We start from the raw sequence: 19,540 nt of genomic DNA on the forward strand, positions 1-19,540 counted from the left end.
CAATCGATTTGAGCAGTATAACTTAAAATCAAACCATTGATAAAAATTGAACTTTGACTTCATATGCTTGTTGGTATTTTTGGATCATCAAATTCTCTAAGACTCTTATTTTAATTATTCAAAATATAAATGCCTGCAAAAGCGATACTCATTTCAATAGGTGACGAAATTTTATACGGTCAGACACTAGACACAAACTCACATTGGATGAGTGGAGAACTTGATAGTCTTGGCATTCGTGTGATCAAGAAAGTTACCATTGGAGATTCAAAAGATGAAATTTTGCTTCACCTTAGCGAAGCTGAAAAATCAGCAGATATTATACTGATCACAGGTGGTTTGGGCCCTACTAATGATGACTTAACCAAACCATGTCTGGTTGAATACTTCAATACGCATCTTATTAGAAATGAGGAAGTACTAAAAAATATCCAGACGCTTTTTTCAAAAGCTGGAAGGGAGATGTCAGATCTGAATGAGCAACAAGCGGATCTCCCTGCTAATTGTGTAGCAGTACCAAACCTAATCGGAACTGCTCCCGGGATGTGGTTTGAACGAAACCAAAAAGTAATCGTTTCAATGCCTGGTGTACCCTATGAGATGAAGCGAATGATGCAGGATACCATACTGCCAAAACTTCGTTCTGCTTTTATCAAAGATGGTATTTACCACCGGATGATAAGAACCATTGGAATCCCTGAATCCAAGTTGGCAGAACAAATTGAGAAGTGGGAACAATCATTGCCAAACCATATCAAACTCGCCTATCTCCCAACAATGGGCAGTGTTAAGCTTCGGTTAACCACATCTGGTGATGGAGAAAAAGTAAAAAAGGAAGTTCAACATGAGATAGATAAAGTCCTTCCTTTAATTGATAAATATGTTTACGGTTTTGATAATGAAGAAATTGAAGAAGCTATCGGTAGAATGTTGAAAGAAAAAAAATATAGTCTAGCAGTTGCTGAAAGCTGTACCGGCGGCTTTTTGTCTCATAAAATAACCTCTGTACCCGGGAGTTCAGAGTGGTTCAATGGTGCGTTTGTTCCGTATTCCAATCAACTAAAAAACGAGCAATTACACGTTGGGAAAGAAATCATTCAAAATCATGGGGCCGTCAGTGAACCTGTTGTTTTAGCTTTGGCAGAAAATGTAAGGAAAGAATTCAGAACCAATGTAGGTATATCGATAAGTGGTGTGGCTGGTCCTGGAGGAGGGACAAAAGAAAAACCTGTTGGAACAGTTTGGATAGGGTATTCTGACGAGAAGAGAACTGTAGCAAAGAAGCTACAGTTAACTAAGGATCGAGGGATCAATATTCAATACAGTGCCATTGCCGCACTTAACATGATTAGAATAAACCTAGATAAGGATTAACAAAATTATTATCTTTGAGAACGAAATAAACAACCTATAAACAAAATATAATATGGCAACTGTAGAAATGGTCATGCCTAAGATGGGCGAAAGTGTGATGGAAGGAACTGTGCTTGCATGGTTGAAAAATGTGGGAGATACCATTGAAGAAGATGAATCGATCCTTGAAGTCGCTACAGACAAGGTTGATACAGAAATACCAGCTACACATGCAGGAGTATTAAAAGAGGTCTTGGCTGGTGAAGGTGATGTAATTGAGGTTGGAAAACCAATTGCGATCATTGAAACAGACGGTGAAGCCGGAGGATCCACCCCTACTCCTGCCGAAAGTCAAAAAGAGTCAAATCCTGTAGAAAAAGCAGAAGAAATTTTAGAAACTGCTATATCAACAGCCTCAGCAAGCAATGGAATATCTGTACCCAGAACATCTGATTCTGGAAAGTTTTTCTCACCTCTAGTAAGAAGCATTGCGAAGGAAGAAGGTATTTCTGTTGGCGAATTGGAATCTATCGGTGGCTCTGGCAAAGAAGGCAGAGTAACTAAGAATGATATTCTCAACTATGTAAAAACACGAAAACCAGGAGGAATACCGGCAAAAGCAACTACCTCCGCAGCTTCTGCTATGCCTTCAGCTTCACATCAACCTATGCCTGTGGCGGTAGATGGTGGCGATGAAATCATTGAGATGGATCGCATGCGTAAGATGATTTCAGAGAGGATGGTAGCGTCCAAGCATATCTCTCCTCATGTTACTTCTTTCGTAGAAGCTGATGTGACCAAAGTGGTTGGCTGGAGAAACAAGGTTAAGAATGAATTCTTAAGCAGAGAAGGTGAAAAACTAACGTTTACTCCCATTCTCATTGAAGCAATCGTCAGAGCAATCAAAGACTTTCCGATGATTAATGTTCAAGTTGATGGGACCAACATTGTTAAGAAAAAAGCAATCAATATTGGGATGGCAACCGCCCTTCCTAGTGGAAACTTAATTGTGCCTGTCATTCACAATGCAGATCAATTAAGCCTTGTTGGAATTACGAAGAAAGTCAATGATTTAGCCAAAAGAGCAAGAGAAAACAAACTGAAGCCTGATGAATTACAAGGTGGAACGTACACCGTTTCAAACGTAGGATCATTCGGCAATGTAATGGGCACTCCTATCATCATGCAACCACAGGTAGCTATCATGGCGCTGGGAGCCATTCAGAAGAAGCCTTCCGTTGTAGAAACTCCAGAAGGAGATATGATTGGGATCAGGAGTAAGATGTTCCTTTCTCATAGCTATGACCATCGTGTAGTAGATGGAGCTCTAGGAGGTATGTTTGTAAGGAAGGTAGCCGATTACCTAGAAGAATACGACCTGAATAGAAGTATATAAAAACTCGTTGTGGCGCACTCGCACCACCATCATAGTCATTCGGAAGGCAACATTAAAGTTGCCTTCTTCCTCAATCTTGGTTTTGCTATAATCGAGATTATTGGTGGACTATTGACCAATAGTGTCGCCATCCTTTCTGATGCCCTTCATGACTTAGGAGATAGTCTTTCATTAGGTGTATCATGGTACTTCGCACGAATATCCCAAAAAGGCAGCAATCGTGATTTTTCTTATGGCTACAAACGCTTTTCTGTTCTTGGTGCCCTGATTAACTCCATTGTACTCATAACTGGATCTATTTTTATTGTAGTCGAAGCGATTCCAAGATTACTTAACCCCATTCATCCGGATACTTCAGGGATGATCCTTCTTGCAATTGGTGGAGTGATTGTAAATGGAGCTGCTGCTTTCAAACTGAGTCATGGAAAAACAATAAATGAAAAAGCAGTTTATACACATTTGCTAGAGGACATACTCGGCTGGATAGCTGTTCTGATAGGTTCTATAGTTATGCATTTCTGGGATGTTCCAATCATTGATCCCGTTTTATCCATTTTAATAGCACTATATATCTTATTCAATGTCTTTAAAAACCTAAAAGAAAGTTTCAGAATCATTTTACAAGGAACTCCAATTGACATTAAAATCGATGAAATTCATAAGACTATCCTGGGTGTACCAAATGTAATTGATGTTCACGATTGTCATATTTGGTCAATGGACGGTGAATATCATATTCTTTCCATCCATTTGATCGTATCTAGCAAACTTTCCTTAGCGGAATTAAGGCAAATCAAAGTAGAATCAAAGAGTCGCCTGATCAGCTTAGGTATCAACCACACGACTATTGAGTTCGAAACTCCAGAAGAAAAGTGTGAACCTTGCTAATTTTACAGCAATGCGTAAACTAATTCTTATCGCTTTGTTGGGCTTTTCGCTAGAAAGCTTTTCTCAAAAAAAATACTTGATTCGAGAACTTCAAGTAGAAAATGAAAATGACGCCTACACACTTAACCTCAGCAGAGATCAATACTATAGCCAAGGACTAGCCATAAGATATCGGGTGTTGACTGATTCTACTAAATGGAAATCGGGCACAACGAAAGTCATCCGCTCATACGATTTGAATCATCGAATTTATAGCCCCAGACATTTGTTTTGGGAGAATGTTGAAGATATGGACAGGCCATATGCTGGTCAATTAGCCTTGGCTGCTTCGAATGAGTATTATTATTCTAAACAATCCTATTTAAAACTAAAACTTGAACTTGGCTGGATGGGACCAGCACTCAGAACAGGAGATCTACAATTCAACTGGCATAAAACTTTCGGTATGCAATTGCCATTAGGATGGCGATATGAAATTAACAACGCACCTATCATCAATGCCTATGGAACTTATGCAAGTACGCTCGCAACCAGTAAATCAATCGACTTAATATCAGAATCCAATCTGGCATTTGGCACAACATTTACGCATGCCAGGCAAGAGTTCATGATGCGATTGGGAAACATCAGAACCATCGATTATTCTACGCAATACAATGGGGTACTGGGCATTGAAAATGATGGTCCTGGACAACATGAGTTTTATTTCTTTATCAGTCCCGGACTTGAATATGCAGCATACAATGCCACCATAGAAGGGAACTTAATAGGCGAAGAGTCTATCTACACAGAAACACGTGAACCATGGATTTTTCAGATGCGTGCAGGAGTCATGGCTAGCTGGACAAAATTTGATTTTGCCTTGCTTTACTACAGACGTACCAAGGAAACTACCGAAGCTAGATTTCATAAGTACGTGGGCATTCGAATGAATCAGCGATTTTAATGTTCGACTATCAATAAATTCAAATTGATTCTTTGCTCTACGCTTATTACTTTTACTTACAGATACTAGTCTAGTCAAAAGGGAATGCTCACCAGCTACTTCCCTAGAATCGGTAACCAGTTATAGAGTTGAAAAAGTATCATTTTCTGTCATTACTGTTCCTTATTTTGTTTGGAACGAAGCTTTGTGCTCAAATAGCAACTATGCCATTTGAAATGCACAACAGTCATATCATTCTAAAATTTAAGGATGCTACTGGTGTAGATAGAAGTTTTGTATTTGATACGGGTGCTGAGTGTACCGTATTTGATGCGAAACTTGCTGAAAAAATAGGCCTCAAACCAGATGGCCAGGTTACTGTAACCGGCGTGAGTGGTCGTCGTTCACTAGGTTATGTTTTAAATCAAAGCTTATTTCTATCTAAAGAAATATCGTTAAATAATATTCATTTTATTCTGTCTGATCTTTTACACATCGATCAGTCGTATGATGGGATCATCGGGTATGATTTACTTCAGAAATACATTGTGAAAATTGATTATATAAATCAAGAATTAGCATTCTTTGAAAGAGTTCAAGAGACCGATATTATGGAACACAAACCCATTGCATTTCAATTTTACAACGATACTAAAATACCTCAGTTTAATGTATCGATGACTTTAGAGAATAATGAAAAATTTGAAGGCAATGTTCTTTTTGATACAGGAGCAGGGCTAACCATGAGGGTAGGAAAACCCTTTGCAGAGAAAAATGGATTGATTGAAAAAATTGGTAAAACTGTTACAACTAGTGGGTGGGGGTTAAATACGAATGCGGATCATATGCTCGCTACTATAAAGTCTATCGAGATAGACACCTTCAATCTCGGCTCAATGGTCGTAGAGATATCCACTGCTGATTCAGGTGTTTTTAGCGAAGGTGATTACTTAGGACTAGTTGGTAACTTAATAAGCTCAAGATTTGATATTATCATCGATTACAAGCATATGATGATTTATCTAAAGCCAAATGAACATTATCACAACCCATTTCATTTTCCTGTAAGTGGTATAGAATTAAAAGAAGTGGAAACTGAGATTGTGGTCAGCAGTATTGTAGAAGAGTCTTTAGCATACCAAATGGGCTTGAGACAAGACGATCGTATTCTTTCGATTAATGAAAGTGATTCAAGCAATATCGACAACCTAAGAAAGATGCTAACAAAAGAAGGGGAAAAAGTAAAAATCACGTTTTCAAAAAAAGAAGGTGAATCGGTAAATCAGATTGAGATAGTCCTTGCAAGAATGCTATAGGTCACCTATCAACCTACAAGTTTGAAGTAGTTGGCTAATTCACATCAATCTTTTTCCCTGATGCATCGACTCCAGTACTTGATTTGAAGCCCGTAAGAATTGATCCCCACCAAAAATTAAACATTGACTTATTTTCAATTCGATGAAAATCAACTTTCCCAACTCTGAATTTATCAGATTCAAAATTATTATTACTGTCAACAATAAAAGTGTTCACAAAGAACCCCTTGATAGCACTAAGAACTCCATCAGAGTCAGATTCTTGTTTTTCTAAAAAAGCAATTGACAAATCTTCGTAAGCAAACTTCATTTCTCCTGTCGAATGCTTATCTGTATGCGTAAATTCAAATTCTAACATGCTAGACCCTCCGCTTTCAATTTCTACTACTGAAACATACTTGATCATCTTATTAAATACTGTCAAATCTATTGGAAGTAGTTTTCCCTTGATGTAGGTATTCGTAGACATCACATTATCAGGAAAAGAGACATCCAGGTAAAAAGGAGTTTTATCATATAGCTTGCATGTAGAAATTAATCTCGGTGAGATGTTTTTTTCAAAACTGTATGAAGTAAAGTTTGTGATCATCGAGCTTAGTTCAGCAAATGAAACTTCACCTGGGCCTTTTTCTTTCTTTACAAACTCTTCATAGGTGATACTCCCGTTCTGTATTTGAATCGTATCAAATGAAAACGCAAACTCACTATTGGAAAGAACATCTCTCACCAATAGAGGTCTGTTCTCCTTAGGAAATGGAAGTCTCTTATCACGAAAAACATTTAATACAGGTTGATAAATAATCATCTCTCTAACTCTTGGTTGCTTCAAAAATGTTTTCGTATCAACTATATCTAGTGATACTGAATCAATGCTAGCATTGTACCAATCTACCTCATGTCCAACTTTAGTTCCTATCTCCAGTTTAGCCACTCTACTTGTCAGTCTTATACTATCTATACTTAATGATGATTCGTCATATTTGAGGCTCGCTATATCAATTTCGTAAAGATCATTTTTCGTAAAAAAACGAGCACTGTCTGCTTCTAAAAACTTTAGCTTATAAGGTATCTCTCGTGGCTTCCGAACATCTCTTGTGGTGAAGTCCACCATTGAAGCCACTAGTTTAGTTGAGAAAAGGAGACTATCTCTATTGTCAAGTATTGAAAAGAAACCATCTCTTACATCTATTGATTTAACAAGAAAATCAGGTATATCAGGCCCACTATTTTTCTTTGTCTCTACTGAACCCCTCTTTTCCGACTGAATGAGTTGGTAGCTAAGATCCATTCCTTCGATAAGGATCTCCTCGACAATAAATTGCTTGTTTCTAATAAGAGGAATTAACTCTAACCCTTTTAGCTTCAATAGATCAATTTCTCCAGTATACTTGTCCTTTTTACCCGTTAGATTGAAAATTTCTAAAGACCTACTAAAAACACGTACCTCTAACGAGTCATATGTGAGAAATGAAATAGACTGAATTTCACTTTCGATTTTATCCTCTAACCAACTACTCCCCCATAAAGTGGCGATAAAAACTGCCACCAGTATTAATCCAATCAATTGGAATTTACGCATGCGACTAATATATCCATTAAAGACTTACTTGCATCAGCTTTATCAGAAATAGTAGTTAAGGGTGAATATTTTATCGAAAGTAAATTGGTTTACTAAATTAAGACCGGCAGTTGAAACATTTCCCTCTCCTTTAGTAAACTCATCATTTCTAATGTCTCTTCTCTCAAAATTTTGATGCCGATAAGAAACAGAAACTCTTAACAGGTTTGTTTCAATGGATAACTTAGAAAATAGGAAATAGTATAAGCCTACTCTCGCATCTACGGAAACCTCATTTGATTCCTCTCCAAATACTTCATGACGGTCACCTTGACTATCATCAAATATTGTTCTAGTCGACTCACTTTTGGAAGTATATCTAGTGAAATCTATTCCTGACTCTAAGAATAGACCAAAATTATCATTGGATCGATAGTACCTCCTCAAAAAACCTCCCACTCCAATAGAGTTGGACTTAAATTCATTTCTCCGAATATCAAATTCGTCCTCATCTATATTCAGATTGTTTCTGGTGGCTATATTCAAACGTAAACCAACCATAACATCATCCTTATAAAGCCTTCCGTAATACGGCGAAAAGGAGAAAAATTTATTGGTTTGCTCATCATTATAGATGTTACTAATCAGGTTATAAGGAGAATCCTTTTCTGCCTCTCGATGGTTAAATGTCATCCCTCCTCCCAGAATTCGATTACCTTCATTCAATGCATCTTGACCAAAGGTTAAAAAACTTAAGAATAGAAGAACGATAGTTGGTGAGATTGCTTTCATAAAATTTAGATTTCTGACCAGTTATCCAAAAACCAGGCCATCGAGAAGTCTTAGCCTAGGAAAATTAAAATATAAGCTCCTTACATTTACATCATGGGGAATATTGACATTGACAATGTAGAGTTGACCTACTTGAATCTGAACGATTATCAGGAATTGAAAAAAGCCATGATTGAATCGTACCAAAAGGTTGAAGATAACTATTGGGAGAAGCACGAAATAGCCAAGTTGATAAACCTTTTTCCTGAAGGACAGGTAGTCATTAAGGTTAATGGTCAGATGGCGGGATGCGCTCTTTCCTTGATTACCAAAAACACATTGGCTCAAAGACGCCATACTTACAGGCAAATCACTGGAAATTATACATTCAACACACATGATCCTCAGGGGGATGTTCTCTACGGAGTGGACCTTTTCATCAAGCCAGAATTTCGCGGTTTAAGACTCGGAAGAAGACTTTATGATTATCGGAAAGAATTGTGTGAGCGAATGAATTTGCAAAGCATCGCATTTGGAGGTCGTATACCTAATTATCATAAATATGCTGATGATTTAACCCCACGACAATATATAGATAAGGTTAAGAAAAAAGAGGTAGAAGATCCCGTTCTTAACTTTCAAATCAACAATGACTTTCATGTTTCCAAAATACTGAAGGGGTATCTTGAAGGTGACAAAGAATCCAAAGATTATGCTGTTCTGCTCGAATGGGATAATATCTACTTTGAAGAAGAAACCGACAAAGCAAGCTCTATCAAACGTGTCGTTAGACTCGGATTGATACAATGGCAAATGAGATCTTATCGAGGACTTGACGAACTCATGCAGCAAGCTGAATATTTCATCGATGCTGTTTCAGACTACCGATCAGACTTTGCACTTTTTCCAGAGTTTTTCAACGCTCCACTGATGGCAGAGGATAATCATTTATCTGAACCAGATGCTATCAGAGAATTGGCTAAGCATACTGATGAAATCGTCAATCGTTTTTCTCGGTTGGCAATTTCGTACAACATCAATATCATAACAGGCAGCATGCCTGAAATTCAACATGATAGACTTTATAATGTTGGATACCTATGCCGCAGAGACGGGTCAACTGAACGATACGAAAAACTTCATGTAACACCGGACGAATCGAAAATCTGGGGTATGGAAGGAGGAAAAACATTACAGACATTCGATACTGACTGTGGAAAAATAGGCGTTCTCATATGCTACGATGTAGAGTTTCCTGAACTGAGTCGTTTATTGGCCGATGAAGAAATGGACATTTTATTCGTCCCCTTTCTTACGGATACACAAAATGGATATTCCAGAGTAAGAAACTGCGCACAGGCCAGAGCCATTGAAAATGAATGTTATGTAGCCATTGCAGGAAGTGTTGGCAACTTGCCTAATGTCCACAACATGGATATTCAGTTTGCCCAATCCATGGTATTTACGCCATGTGATTTTGCATTTCCAACGAATGGAATCAAAGCAGAAGCTACGCCAAACACCGAAATGATTCTCATCGCTGATGTGGATGTGGATGACCTAAGAGAGCTTCATATGTTTGGCAGTGTGAACAACCTAAAGGATCGTCGTAAGGACGTTTATGAGTTAAAGAAGAGATAGTTACTACTTTAAAATTCTTGCTTAGACTTAGGGGTTTACGGCAGCTTTAGCAACTAATATCTAAATCGACCAAATCCTTTATCATGTTAAAAAACATACTTCTTTTGCTTGTTATAGCTATGCCTTTTTTCTCACAAAGCCAGTATACGCAAAATATTGATTCATTGAAAAGAAAAGAAATAAAAAGATTGATTTTAAATCAAGATAATAGTCATAAAGCCAAGACCCATCTGCAGAAATTTCAATCTCGAAAACTAACTGGCGGAACACTTATGGCCTTAGGGGCAGCAATTTTGATCTCTGCCTCTAAAATAGAAGGTCCTGATAATCATGAAGCTAACATAGGAGCCATCTATACTGGTCTCTTGGGGACAATCGTATCAGCTACAGGTCTTGGCATTTATATTTCAGCATCTGACCAATATGAAAAAGCTATAGAGCACTATACTTTTAAGGGACCTGAATCATTAGCGGAAATACAAGACAAACTAAAAAATTATCAACCATTAGAGCTTAATGATCAAAATCTAAGTTCAGAGGTAAGAGTTCCGTTATTGAAATATCAGGAATCAAGAAAAGCATCAAATGTATCATTCATCATCTCAGCAAGTGCACTAGCAGCAGGAATCATCCTACAGGAGTTTGAAGTCGGTACAAAAGTTCCAAATATGATGTACAGTGCTTCTGGAGCAGCAGCCAGTTTTGGAATCATTACAGGAGTTGCATCTATGAGTCAGTATGATAACGCAAAAAAAGCCTATTTAAAACAACTTGAAAATGAAACGTCAGCTAACCACGACTTTCAGATTAGGAACGGTAGTCAAATATATAATTCTATATATAGATAAATCAATTATTTAAATCCCACATCTCATTGATTTGAGAAATAGCATGATGACCTGTCATATCAAACTGACAAGGCACGATTGAGATATAGTTATTAGCTAAAGCCCACTCGTCATTGTCCTCTCCTTTATCATGATTAACAAAGTTCCCAACCATCCAAAAGTAAGTTCGACCATAGGGGTCTTTTCTTTCATCAAAATCCTCTTCCCAATTGGCATTGGCCTGACGACAAACTTTTATTCCTCTAATAGGCTCTTTTTGGTGAACAGGAAAGTTCACATTCAAAGCAATTCCTTTTGGAATTCCATTCTTTAAAGCTTCTTCCACAACCTTTCGAAGGTACTCATCTATATGATCCATATTAGCAGATGGATCATAATCACACAGTGAGAATCCAATGGACGGAACTCCCTCAATTGCCCCTTCAATTGCCGCACTCATAGTACCAGAGTATAGCACGCTTATTGAACTATTGCTTCCATGATTAACTCCAGAAACAATCAAATCTATTTTTCTATCTTTTAAAGCATAGTGCTTAGCTAGCTTGATACAGTCAGCAGGTGTGCCACTACACTCATAAGCTTCAATATCTCCAAACAGATCATTTTTAGTCAACTTGAGTGTATCGCCAACAGTTATGGCGTGTCCCATGCCGGATTGTGGACTATCTGGTGCCACCACCACAACCTCTCCTAGTTCTTTTACTATATTAATAAGCTTTCGTATCCCGCGTGAGGTGATACCGTCATCATTACAAACCAGAATAAGAGGTTTAGCCATATGTTAGATAGAGTTATAAAATGAGGTTATACGAACCAAATCGGGCATCTCGTCCGTATTTAATCTATTGTCTTTGATAAATTTCTTAACATCAGAGCCCTTCTTCGACATGAAATTAAGAAGGTCCTTTCTTTTACCATTAAAGTACGTGATTTTCCCTTTGTCATCTAAAAAGTAGAACGTATACTTTACAATGACTTGTGTAGCATTTCCACCACCCCAGTAAGCCGTAGAGCTATTGACCGTCTGACTTATCAATCGCTCTCGTGTCATCAAAGAAATCTTTCCCTCATAGACTAATTCAAAAAATACAGGAATTTTATAATCAAAATTGACCGTATAGGGAAGGGAATAAAACTGTCGATAGTTATTGAGTATGTTATCGAATATTTCAAAGTAGAATACTTTATGACTCGAAAATGATTTAGTCTTTCCCTTATAGATTACCGTCAGAATATTGGCATCCATGTCATACTTCAAATCACCCTTGATTGTATCCCGCTCATTGGTAATCATAAAACCTTCATGAAATACTTCTGAGGAGAATTGTTGACCAACCAGCGTAATTGTGATGTTAAATAATAAAAATGCGAGAAAGTGTCTCATCTCAATATTTCGTGTCCTAATTTATCTCTTTTAGTTTCTAGGTACTTCTGATTATGCTTATTAGGTGCTATCTCGATTCCGATATTTTCTACAATTTCCAAGCCATACCCCATCAAACCTACCCGTTTTTTAGGATTATTTGTAATCAATTTTAACTTGGTGACACCCAATTTTCGAAGAATTTGAGCACCGACTCCATAATCTCGTTGATCTGACTTAAACCCTAGCTCAAGGTTTGCTTCTACGGTATCTCTACCTTCTTCTTGCAATTTATATGCTTTGAGCTTGTTAAGTAACCCAATACCTCTGCCCTCTTGGTTCATGTAAAGCACCACTCCCTTTCCAGCATCCTCAACCATCTTCATAGCTCCATGCAATTGGCCTCCACAATCGCACCTGCAAGACCCAAATATATCTCCAGTCATACAAGAGCTATGCACTCTCACTAATATAGGCTCATCCTTTTCCCATGTTCCTTTAACAAGAGCAAGGTGTTGTTCCTCAGTGTTTTCTTGCTTGAATGATTTTAGTTGAAAATCTCCCCAATTGGTAGGCATTTTGACTTCTATCTCCTCTTCTACCATTGATTCTTTTTTCATCCGGTACTCAATCAAATCTGCAATTGAGACTAGTTTCAAATCGAACTTGTCTGCAATTTCCCTACAATCTGGAAGACGCGCCATGGTTCCATCATCTTTCAAAATTTCCACCAACACACCTCCAGGTGTCAAACCCGCTAATCTGGAAAAATCTACAGCCGCTTCCGTATGACCAGCTCTCCTAAGCACCCCACCTTGTTTCGCCTTTAGCGGGAAAATATGCCCGGGACGCCCCAAGTCTTCAGGTGTTGTTTTCGGGTTGACTAAGGCCTGAATGGTTTTCGCTCTGTCCGAAGTAGAAATTCCTGTGGTTGTTCCATGTCCAATCAAATCAACAGACACAGTAAATGGAGTCTCAAAAGTTGCTGTGTTCTTACCTACCATCAAGTCCAAGTTGAGTTCAGAGCACCTGTCTTCGAGTATTGAAGCACATATTAGCCCTCTACCCTCCTTAGACATAAAGTTGATGATATCTGGAGTAACCTTTTCTGCTGCGCAGATAAAGTCCCCTTCATTCTCTCTGTCTTCATCATCCACTACGATGATCACCTCACCATTTTTAATAGCCTCTATGGCCTCTTCTATTTTATCAAGCATTTACCTTGTAATTACATTCCCTAACCTATTGGCAATATCCACCTCGATCTGCTTTAGATCCATTATTTCGTTCATAGCATCTTCATTAATATTTGAACTCTTTTCATCCTTTTTTAATTCCTTTAGAACATCTAAAATCATTTTTTGAACCAGTCTAAACTTCCACCTCAAAATATTGGTGTAACAAACATCCTTTAAATGTAAATCCTGAAGTTCTGTTGGAATTTGGATGTTATATTTTCCTTGCCAATTATCACTTAATTCATACCTATCGGTACTCAAGTCAATTATGACATTTCTTGCTTTTTCAGAAACATTTTCTAAAAGAAAATCAGTATCAAGAGATTCATAGTTTTTATTTTTCTGAACAACTTCAAAAATTTCCTGATAAATCGGATTCACAAATTTGATCCCTTGAAAGTCATATTCTAATTCGTCATAATAGTATTCTTGTAAATGCTTATTTACGGTAGAATTTAAAAATCGATTTCTATTGTTGACTAGAACTCTAATACTCTCTCTTTCTTGCAACTCTATAATTCTGCCAATATCAAGATTATCAACTAGTTCCTCTTGACCCATCGGAAATGGTGGCATTTCAACTGGTGGCTCGCTAAAGTCTTCTTTACGTTGATTTTTTCGATTCTGAATCAGAATCTTATTCTGTTCTCCGATCAAAACTGATTCTGCAATACCAAGTAAATCACTGCATTCTTTAATGTATACAGTCCGCTTTACAGGATCGTTGATCTTCGTGATACTGGAGACAATATCCTTGATCACTCCAGCTTTCTTTACAGGATCATTACCAGTTTCATCTAGTAAAACTTGTGTTTTGAAGCGAATAATATCTTGAGCTTCTTCTGTAACATATTCTCTAAACCCTGCTGCTCCCAGTTCTTTGGCATAACTGTCAGGATCAGCTCCATCAGGAAGAGCTACTGCTTTCACATTAAGGTCTCCTTCAAGTAAAAGATCTATCCCACGCATAGATGCTTTTATGCCTGCCTGGTCACCATCAAAAATGACCGTTACATTTTCGGAATATCTACGGATGAGTTTCACTTGATCCTCGGTCAGCGCTGTTCCTGAAGAAGCCACTACATTCTCTATTCCTGCCTGATGCATAGAAATTACATCAGTATATCCCTCTACCAAGTAACAATTGTCTTCTTTACGAACAGCATTCTTACTCTGATACATGCCATAGAGCACCTTGCTTTTAAAGTAAAGTTCGGTCTCTGGGCTATTTATATACTTTGCTGATTTATCTGTACTCGAAAGTTTCCTTCCTCCGAAAGCTATCGTTTTTCCTGAGACATTATGTATCGGAAACATAACTCTGCTACGAAAACGATCATAGGTTTTTCCGTCCTTATCGATGATTAAACCAGCCTCTGATAGTAAATCCTTATTATACCCTTTTTGAGTCGCCTCATTCAATAAACCATCCCAGATTTCCTTTGTGTACCCAAGTTCAAATTTCTTAATGGTCTCATCTGTAAACCCTCGTTCCTTGAAATAAGATAGCCCAATTGACTTTCCCTCCTCAGAATGATGAAGTACCTCTTGAAAATATTCGTTAGCGTAATTCAGCACAATAAATAAGCTCTCTCTCTTATTCTGAGCTTCCATCGCCTCATCAGACTGCTCTTCCTCTTTTACTTCAATACCATATTTACCAGCTAGGTATCTTAGAGCTTCTATATAGCTTAGACCATCTACCTCCATCACAAAGGTGATAGCGTCTCCTCCTTTGCCAGAACTAAAGTCTTTAAAAATTCCTTTTGAGGGAACTACGTAAAATGAAGGTGTCTTTTCATTCGCAAATGGGCTCAGCGCTTTATAACTTGAACCCGAACGTTTTAAAGACACAAAATCCTCCACCACCTCGACAATGTCGATTCGATTCTTAATTTCTTCAATGGTGGATGGATTGATCAATGAATGGATTTTATGAATGCAACTACAAAAATAGCTTATATCAAATCATTTGATTCAAAAAGAATTGAATAGATTTTCAATATTCAGCCTCCTATAATGTCAGAAATTATCGTTGCTTTTCTATCCAAAATCAAATCAAATACGTCTTTTTATTCCAAGTATGTCTATACCCACTTTTGGGTATTTTTTAGTTAGAAAAAAGTCTATTAGGAACGATGAAAAACACTTTTATGACAATAAACTGTTGGAATACGATGGGCAATACCAGAAAAGACCTCTATGAATGATTAAAGCATAAAATTATCAAAAACTATTCCTGTTCCTAAGAAATAAAAATTCAAATATTTGATACAAAAAACGTCATCATAATTACAAAGACCATGTTGGGGTGTTTACCATTTTTTACAAAAATTTAGTACCTTCATAACATAAACCAATTGTTCTAAAGCTTAAACCACCCATGAAATGAGCATGAACTTAGACTCCTTAAGATACTAGCCAAAGAAAGAATAAGTTTACCGCGAATTCCAGTTTCGCCAGATCAAATCGCTCTGGCGAACAGGTGGTCTTTGAAAAAGAAGACACATGAAAAAAATCCTCACCTTGGCTTTAGGCATAGCTATTGCTATTCCTATGCTTGCACAACTACCACAAACACTCAGCTTTCAAGGATATCTTACCAGCGATGCTGGAGAACCCATTACGGAGAGTAGTCTGAGTGTCTCTTTTGCATTATATACCGCTTCATCAGGAGGCACGCTTGTTTGGGGGCCTGAACCACAAACGATTGAAGTAGACCGAGGGATATTCAGTACCGTATTGGGTACCGTTGAACCTCTTGATATTGAAGCAAATGCGCCTTATTTTCTACAAATCACCATTGGATCAGAAAATTTGCCACGTATTGCAGTAACCTCCGGACTTTATAGTTTGAGTACCAGCAACGCCGCAAACATCACCGCAAATACATTATCTATAGCTAATGGTGGGACCAATGCAGACAACACAACTGATGCACGTACCAATCTTGGTTTAACCATAGGAACAGATGTGCAGGGATTTGATGCAGGGCTCAATTCCATAGCTGGCCTTACTACTGTAACAGATCAAATGTTATACCTGACCGGATCTGATGCTTATGCAACGACTAGCCTGACGGGATTCAGTCGCACTTTGCTAGATGATATAGATGCTTCCGCAGCTCAAGCTACACTTGGTCTGTCAGTAGGTACGAACATTCAGGGTTTTGATGCAGGACTATCTTCCATTGCAGGACTGACTACCGCTGCAAATAGAATGATCTATACGGACGGTGCTGACTCCTATGCAACGACACCTCTCACGGGGTTTGCCCGTACCCTTTTGGATGATACAGATGAAGCTACTTTTAAGTCTACAGTGAACCTTGAAACAGGCACGGACATCCAGGCATTTGATGCTGGATTGAACTCAATTGCCGGGTTAACCACTTCCACTAATCAATTGATTTATACAACAGCCAGTGACGTTTATGCTACTACATCACTTACTTCTTTTGCAAGGACTCTCTTGGATGATGGGAATGCTGCCACCGCTCGAAGTACATTAGGTCTTGTTATTGGTACTAACGTACAAGCGCAAGATACAGACCTTGCTGATTTAGCCGACGATGGAAGCCTATCTGGATCTAGAGTCAGTCCTGTTTTTGGAGCGCAAACCATCACTACCACAGCGGGTCTTCACGTAGGCGGAACCTCCAATCCGGGCACTGATAATGCCATTGTGGATGGGACGTTGGCTGTAGGTGTAGCTACCCCAAATTCAACAATGGATGTACGACACGGGACAGGAACACCTTCCACCGGAGATGGCTTTACCGTATCAAGATCGAATACCTTAAAATGGTCCATGGCTGTATTCGCAGGTGGAGCACTCGGATTATATTCAAACAACACTTACAGAGGTGAATTTAATAGTTCTACAGGTGCTTATTCTTCTACTTCAGATCGAAGGGTTAAAAAAAATATAAGTTCATCTTCCAGTGTACTCCCCCTTCTGATGAATCTACCAATCATGGAATATCATTTCAAAACACAGCTCAAAGACGAACCAAAAAAAATAGGAGTAATAGCGCAGGATGTCTTACCTATATTTCCTCATTTGGTAGAATTCTCAAAGGAGAACAACTTATACATCGTTGATTATTCAGGTTTTGGAACTTTGGCAATCAAAGCAATTCAAGAACAGCAAAAGATCATTGAGTCTCTAAAAACTGAATTAGAAGTAACCAAAAGACAATTATCGGATCAAAAGTCTTCCAGTGAAAAATTAATGTCAAGTCTCTCGGAACAGGAAGAAAAAATCCATTTGCTTTTTGAACTTTTCAATACATCACAAAAAGAAGAAACAGAATCCAAATCAACCGTTATTTCGGAAAAGAAATAATAACCTAACCAACACTCACTATGAAAAAACCAATTATCCTGATTTTAATTTGTCTAGGGCTGATTTTCCTTGAAAGTTGTAAATGTGAAGGTCCAGGAGGGGAAGAGCCAATTGTTTTAGCAAAAGGTCAAGTTTTTGACTATGATAAAAACCCCATTGAATCAGCTAAAATAAAAGTCAACTATGACTCAAATAATGGGGAGTCTAAAGTAGCGACAGGAGTCACTGATGCAAATGGGAACTTTAGCATTGAATTACCAAGATCAAACCGATACGTCATTAACATCTCCAAAGTGGGATACAGTTTTACCTCAACCTCATTCCAGAATGATAAAACTGTCTTCGATTCCATACCAGAAAGTGTATTCTATTTGAATCAAGCAACGGTTGAAACGATTGACCCTACCGTTGGAGGTACAGTAACCGTTACAAATACCCAAAGCTTCGGTTCCAATTCCAGTCGTGCGGACTGGACTCAAAGTCCGACTGGAAGCTTGCCGATTGTACTGGATGATTCAGGAAGAGTCGCAAGTTTTAGAATGCCTGATCAGCTAAAGCAAGCATGGGACATTCAGGTAAAGAATGAAGCACGTTTATCGGCCACTCGTTTGCGCTTACGCCCTAATACCTTAGTAAATGCACAAGGCAATGCTCCTCAAGGCAATGTTTCCGTATCAGTCAGTGCCATTGACGTATTTGCTCCGAATGGAATGCCTGGCCGAAACATAGCCAGAACAGCAAGAGAGCAAACTGGTCCGATGCAAAGCTTTGGAGCATTGGCGGTCGAGATTTACGATAACGACCAGAGCTATAATCTAAACAGCAATCAGGACGCCTCAGCAGAAATTGTCATGCCTATTCCGGATTGGCAGCTTGAGCTGGCCGAGGATTTTCCTAAATCTGTTCCAATTGTATTTTACAATGAAGAAACGGGTGTTTGGGAAGAAGATGGAAGAGCATTTTTAAATGATTCATTAAAAGCGTACGTGGGCCAAATAAGTCATTTCAGTTCAATAAACTTTGACATAATAAAAACAGGGCCTTCGGCTAATGCAGCCTTCCGGTTTAATAATACCACGCCTGCAGGATCGAATGAACTTATTTTTCCCTTCCAGGTGGAATTGACTACAGAAGATGCCGTTTCTAATCAACTCTTTGTCCGTACAAGAACAATAGACCTAGTAAACGGAGGGAATGATATTCTACTAGTTGGAGAATTTGGTGGTGGAAGCATCAAGCAATATGGAATTTCCATGAACCGACTTCCAATAAACTCTCCTGTTGCTGTTACTTTTTTTAACAATGCGCCTAATCCCGATGCAAATGCATTATTCGTCTTACAAACAAATGGTGGATCAACTGATATCACGATGGATCCCTGGGGAACTCCTGATTCAACCGAATTTGTGACCAATGTATACTCGGAAAGTAGGTTTGTTGCGCCAGACCTTTTTACAGACATTAACACGGGAACACAAGGTGATACATTAGTAGCCATGTGCTTGAATGGTGCCGGTACTCATTACAGGATAAGCTTTGCAGCAAGAGATCTTGGTTTTGATGCAGCTACTCCTGGGGGAGGACTTGCTCTCACTTTCAATGATAACAGCGGTTGTTTGACTGGAAATATTTTTGTGACTGGAAATCCTGATTTCAATGAGCTTTTTAAGACAGTGACAGGACCACCGGAAGATCCGGAATGGATGGTACAAGTGTATGAAGTTCCAATTACTTCTATATGTAGTGACGCCTCAATTACTTCTTATACAGTTACAATAGCTAAACAAAGTGATCCTGGGCTTAGCCTATTCACTTATAATACCGATGTTGGTTCTTGTGTTTTTGCACCATAAGAAAGAATAAATGAAATCATCAATTCACATACTCTTTATCCTC

General features: G+C 38.3%; 15 protein-coding genes. 9 read left to right on the forward strand and 6 right to left on the reverse strand.

The features are described 5' to 3' along the window. Nucleotides 1-129: 129 nt before the first annotated feature. From ABJQ32_03455 to ABJQ32_03475, 5 genes are all read left to right on the forward strand, one after another. Complete coding sequence (locus ABJQ32_03455) at nt 130-1,374, forward strand: competence/damage-inducible protein A (protein ID MEP5288677.1); 1,245 nt, start codon at nt 130-132, stop codon at nt 1,372-1,374. Between the two features lie 52 nt (nt 1,375-1,426). Then, a complete protein-coding gene (locus ABJQ32_03460) occupies nt 1,427-2,749 on the forward strand; it encodes a dihydrolipoamide acetyltransferase family protein (protein ID MEP5288678.1) in 1,323 nt (440 codons plus the stop codon). 9 nt (nt 2,750-2,758) lie between these two features. Next, entirely contained in the window at nt 2,759-3,637 is an 879-nt protein-coding gene (locus ABJQ32_03465) for a cation diffusion facilitator family transporter (GenBank protein ID MEP5288679.1), read from the forward strand. 10 nt (nt 3,638-3,647) lie between these two features. Next, nucleotides 3,648-4,583: a lipid A deacylase LpxR family protein gene (locus ABJQ32_03470; GenBank protein MEP5288680.1), complete on the forward strand. Its 936-nt coding sequence runs from the start codon at nt 3,648-3,650 to the stop codon at nt 4,581-4,583. 128 nt (nt 4,584-4,711) lie between these two features. Further along, nucleotides 4,712-5,878 carry an aspartyl protease family protein gene (locus ABJQ32_03475; protein ID MEP5288681.1) on the forward strand — a complete coding sequence of 389 codons (1,167 nt, stop codon included), beginning with the start codon at nt 4,712-4,714 and terminating at the stop codon, nt 5,876-5,878. A gap of 34 nt (nt 5,879-5,912) precedes the next feature. Here the strand turns inward: ABJQ32_03475 and ABJQ32_03480 are convergent, their stop codons facing one another. Both ABJQ32_03480 and ABJQ32_03485 read right to left on the reverse strand, forming a co-directional pair. Next, on the reverse strand, nt 5,913-7,457 hold the full coding sequence (locus ABJQ32_03480; GenBank protein ID MEP5288682.1) for a hypothetical protein: 1,545 nt from the start codon (nt 7,455-7,457) through the stop codon (nt 5,913-5,915). A 42-nt stretch (nt 7,458-7,499) separates the two neighbouring features. Continuing rightward, nucleotides 7,500-8,228: a hypothetical protein gene (locus ABJQ32_03485; GenBank protein ID MEP5288683.1), complete on the reverse strand. Its 729-nt coding sequence runs from the start codon at nt 8,226-8,228 to the stop codon at nt 7,500-7,502. A 93-nt stretch (nt 8,229-8,321) separates the two neighbouring features. On the opposite strand from ABJQ32_03485, the gene ABJQ32_03490 reads away from it, so the two are divergent. Continuing rightward, on the forward strand, nt 8,322-9,848 hold the full coding sequence (locus ABJQ32_03490; GenBank protein MEP5288684.1) for a bifunctional GNAT family N-acetyltransferase/carbon-nitrogen hydrolase family protein: 1,527 nt from the start codon (nt 8,322-8,324) through the stop codon (nt 9,846-9,848). Between the two features lie 83 nt (nt 9,849-9,931). Continuing rightward, nucleotides 9,932-10,696 carry a hypothetical protein gene (locus tag ABJQ32_03495; protein MEP5288685.1) on the forward strand — a complete coding sequence of 255 codons (765 nt, stop codon included), beginning with the start codon at nt 9,932-9,934 and terminating at the stop codon, nt 10,694-10,696. Between the two features lies 1 nt (nt 10,697). Here ABJQ32_03495 and surE read toward each other — a convergent pair whose 3' ends face one another. The 4 genes from surE to dnaG are packed head-to-tail and all read right to left on the reverse strand — an operon-like array spanning nt 10,698 to nt 15,220. After that, on the reverse strand, nt 10,698-11,474 hold the full coding sequence (gene surE / locus ABJQ32_03500) for a 5'/3'-nucleotidase SurE (protein MEP5288686.1): 777 nt from the start codon (nt 11,472-11,474) through the stop codon (nt 10,698-10,700). A 3-nt stretch (nt 11,475-11,477) separates the two neighbouring features. Next, entirely contained in the window at nt 11,478-12,080 is a 603-nt protein-coding gene (locus ABJQ32_03505; GenBank protein ID MEP5288687.1) for a hypothetical protein, read from the reverse strand. Next, nucleotides 12,077-13,276 carry a bifunctional 3,4-dihydroxy-2-butanone-4-phosphate synthase/GTP cyclohydrolase II gene (locus ABJQ32_03510; protein MEP5288688.1) on the reverse strand — a complete coding sequence of 400 codons (1,200 nt, stop codon included), beginning with the start codon at nt 13,274-13,276 and terminating at the stop codon, nt 12,077-12,079. Before ABJQ32_03510 ends, ABJQ32_03505 begins: the two co-directional genes overlap by 4 nt. Then, nucleotides 13,277-15,220, reverse strand: a complete 1,944-nt coding sequence (gene dnaG / locus ABJQ32_03515; protein MEP5288689.1) for a DNA primase — start codon at nt 15,218-15,220, stop codon at nt 13,277-13,279. 585 nt (nt 15,221-15,805) lie between these two features. On the opposite strand from dnaG, the gene ABJQ32_03520 reads away from it, so the two are divergent. After that, nucleotides 15,806-17,644 carry a tail fiber domain-containing protein gene (locus ABJQ32_03520; GenBank protein ID MEP5288690.1) on the forward strand — a complete coding sequence of 613 codons (1,839 nt, stop codon included), beginning with the start codon at nt 15,806-15,808 and terminating at the stop codon, nt 17,642-17,644. Between the two features lie 20 nt (nt 17,645-17,664). After that, entirely contained in the window at nt 17,665-19,497 is a 1,833-nt protein-coding gene (locus tag ABJQ32_03525; protein ID MEP5288691.1) for a carboxypeptidase-like regulatory domain-containing protein, read from the forward strand. Nucleotides 19,498-19,540: the final 43 nt, after the last annotated feature.

This window comes from Marinobacter alexandrii, from assembly GCA_039984955.1.
GTDB lineage: Bacteria > Bacteroidota > Bacteroidia > Cytophagales > Cyclobacteriaceae > Ekhidna.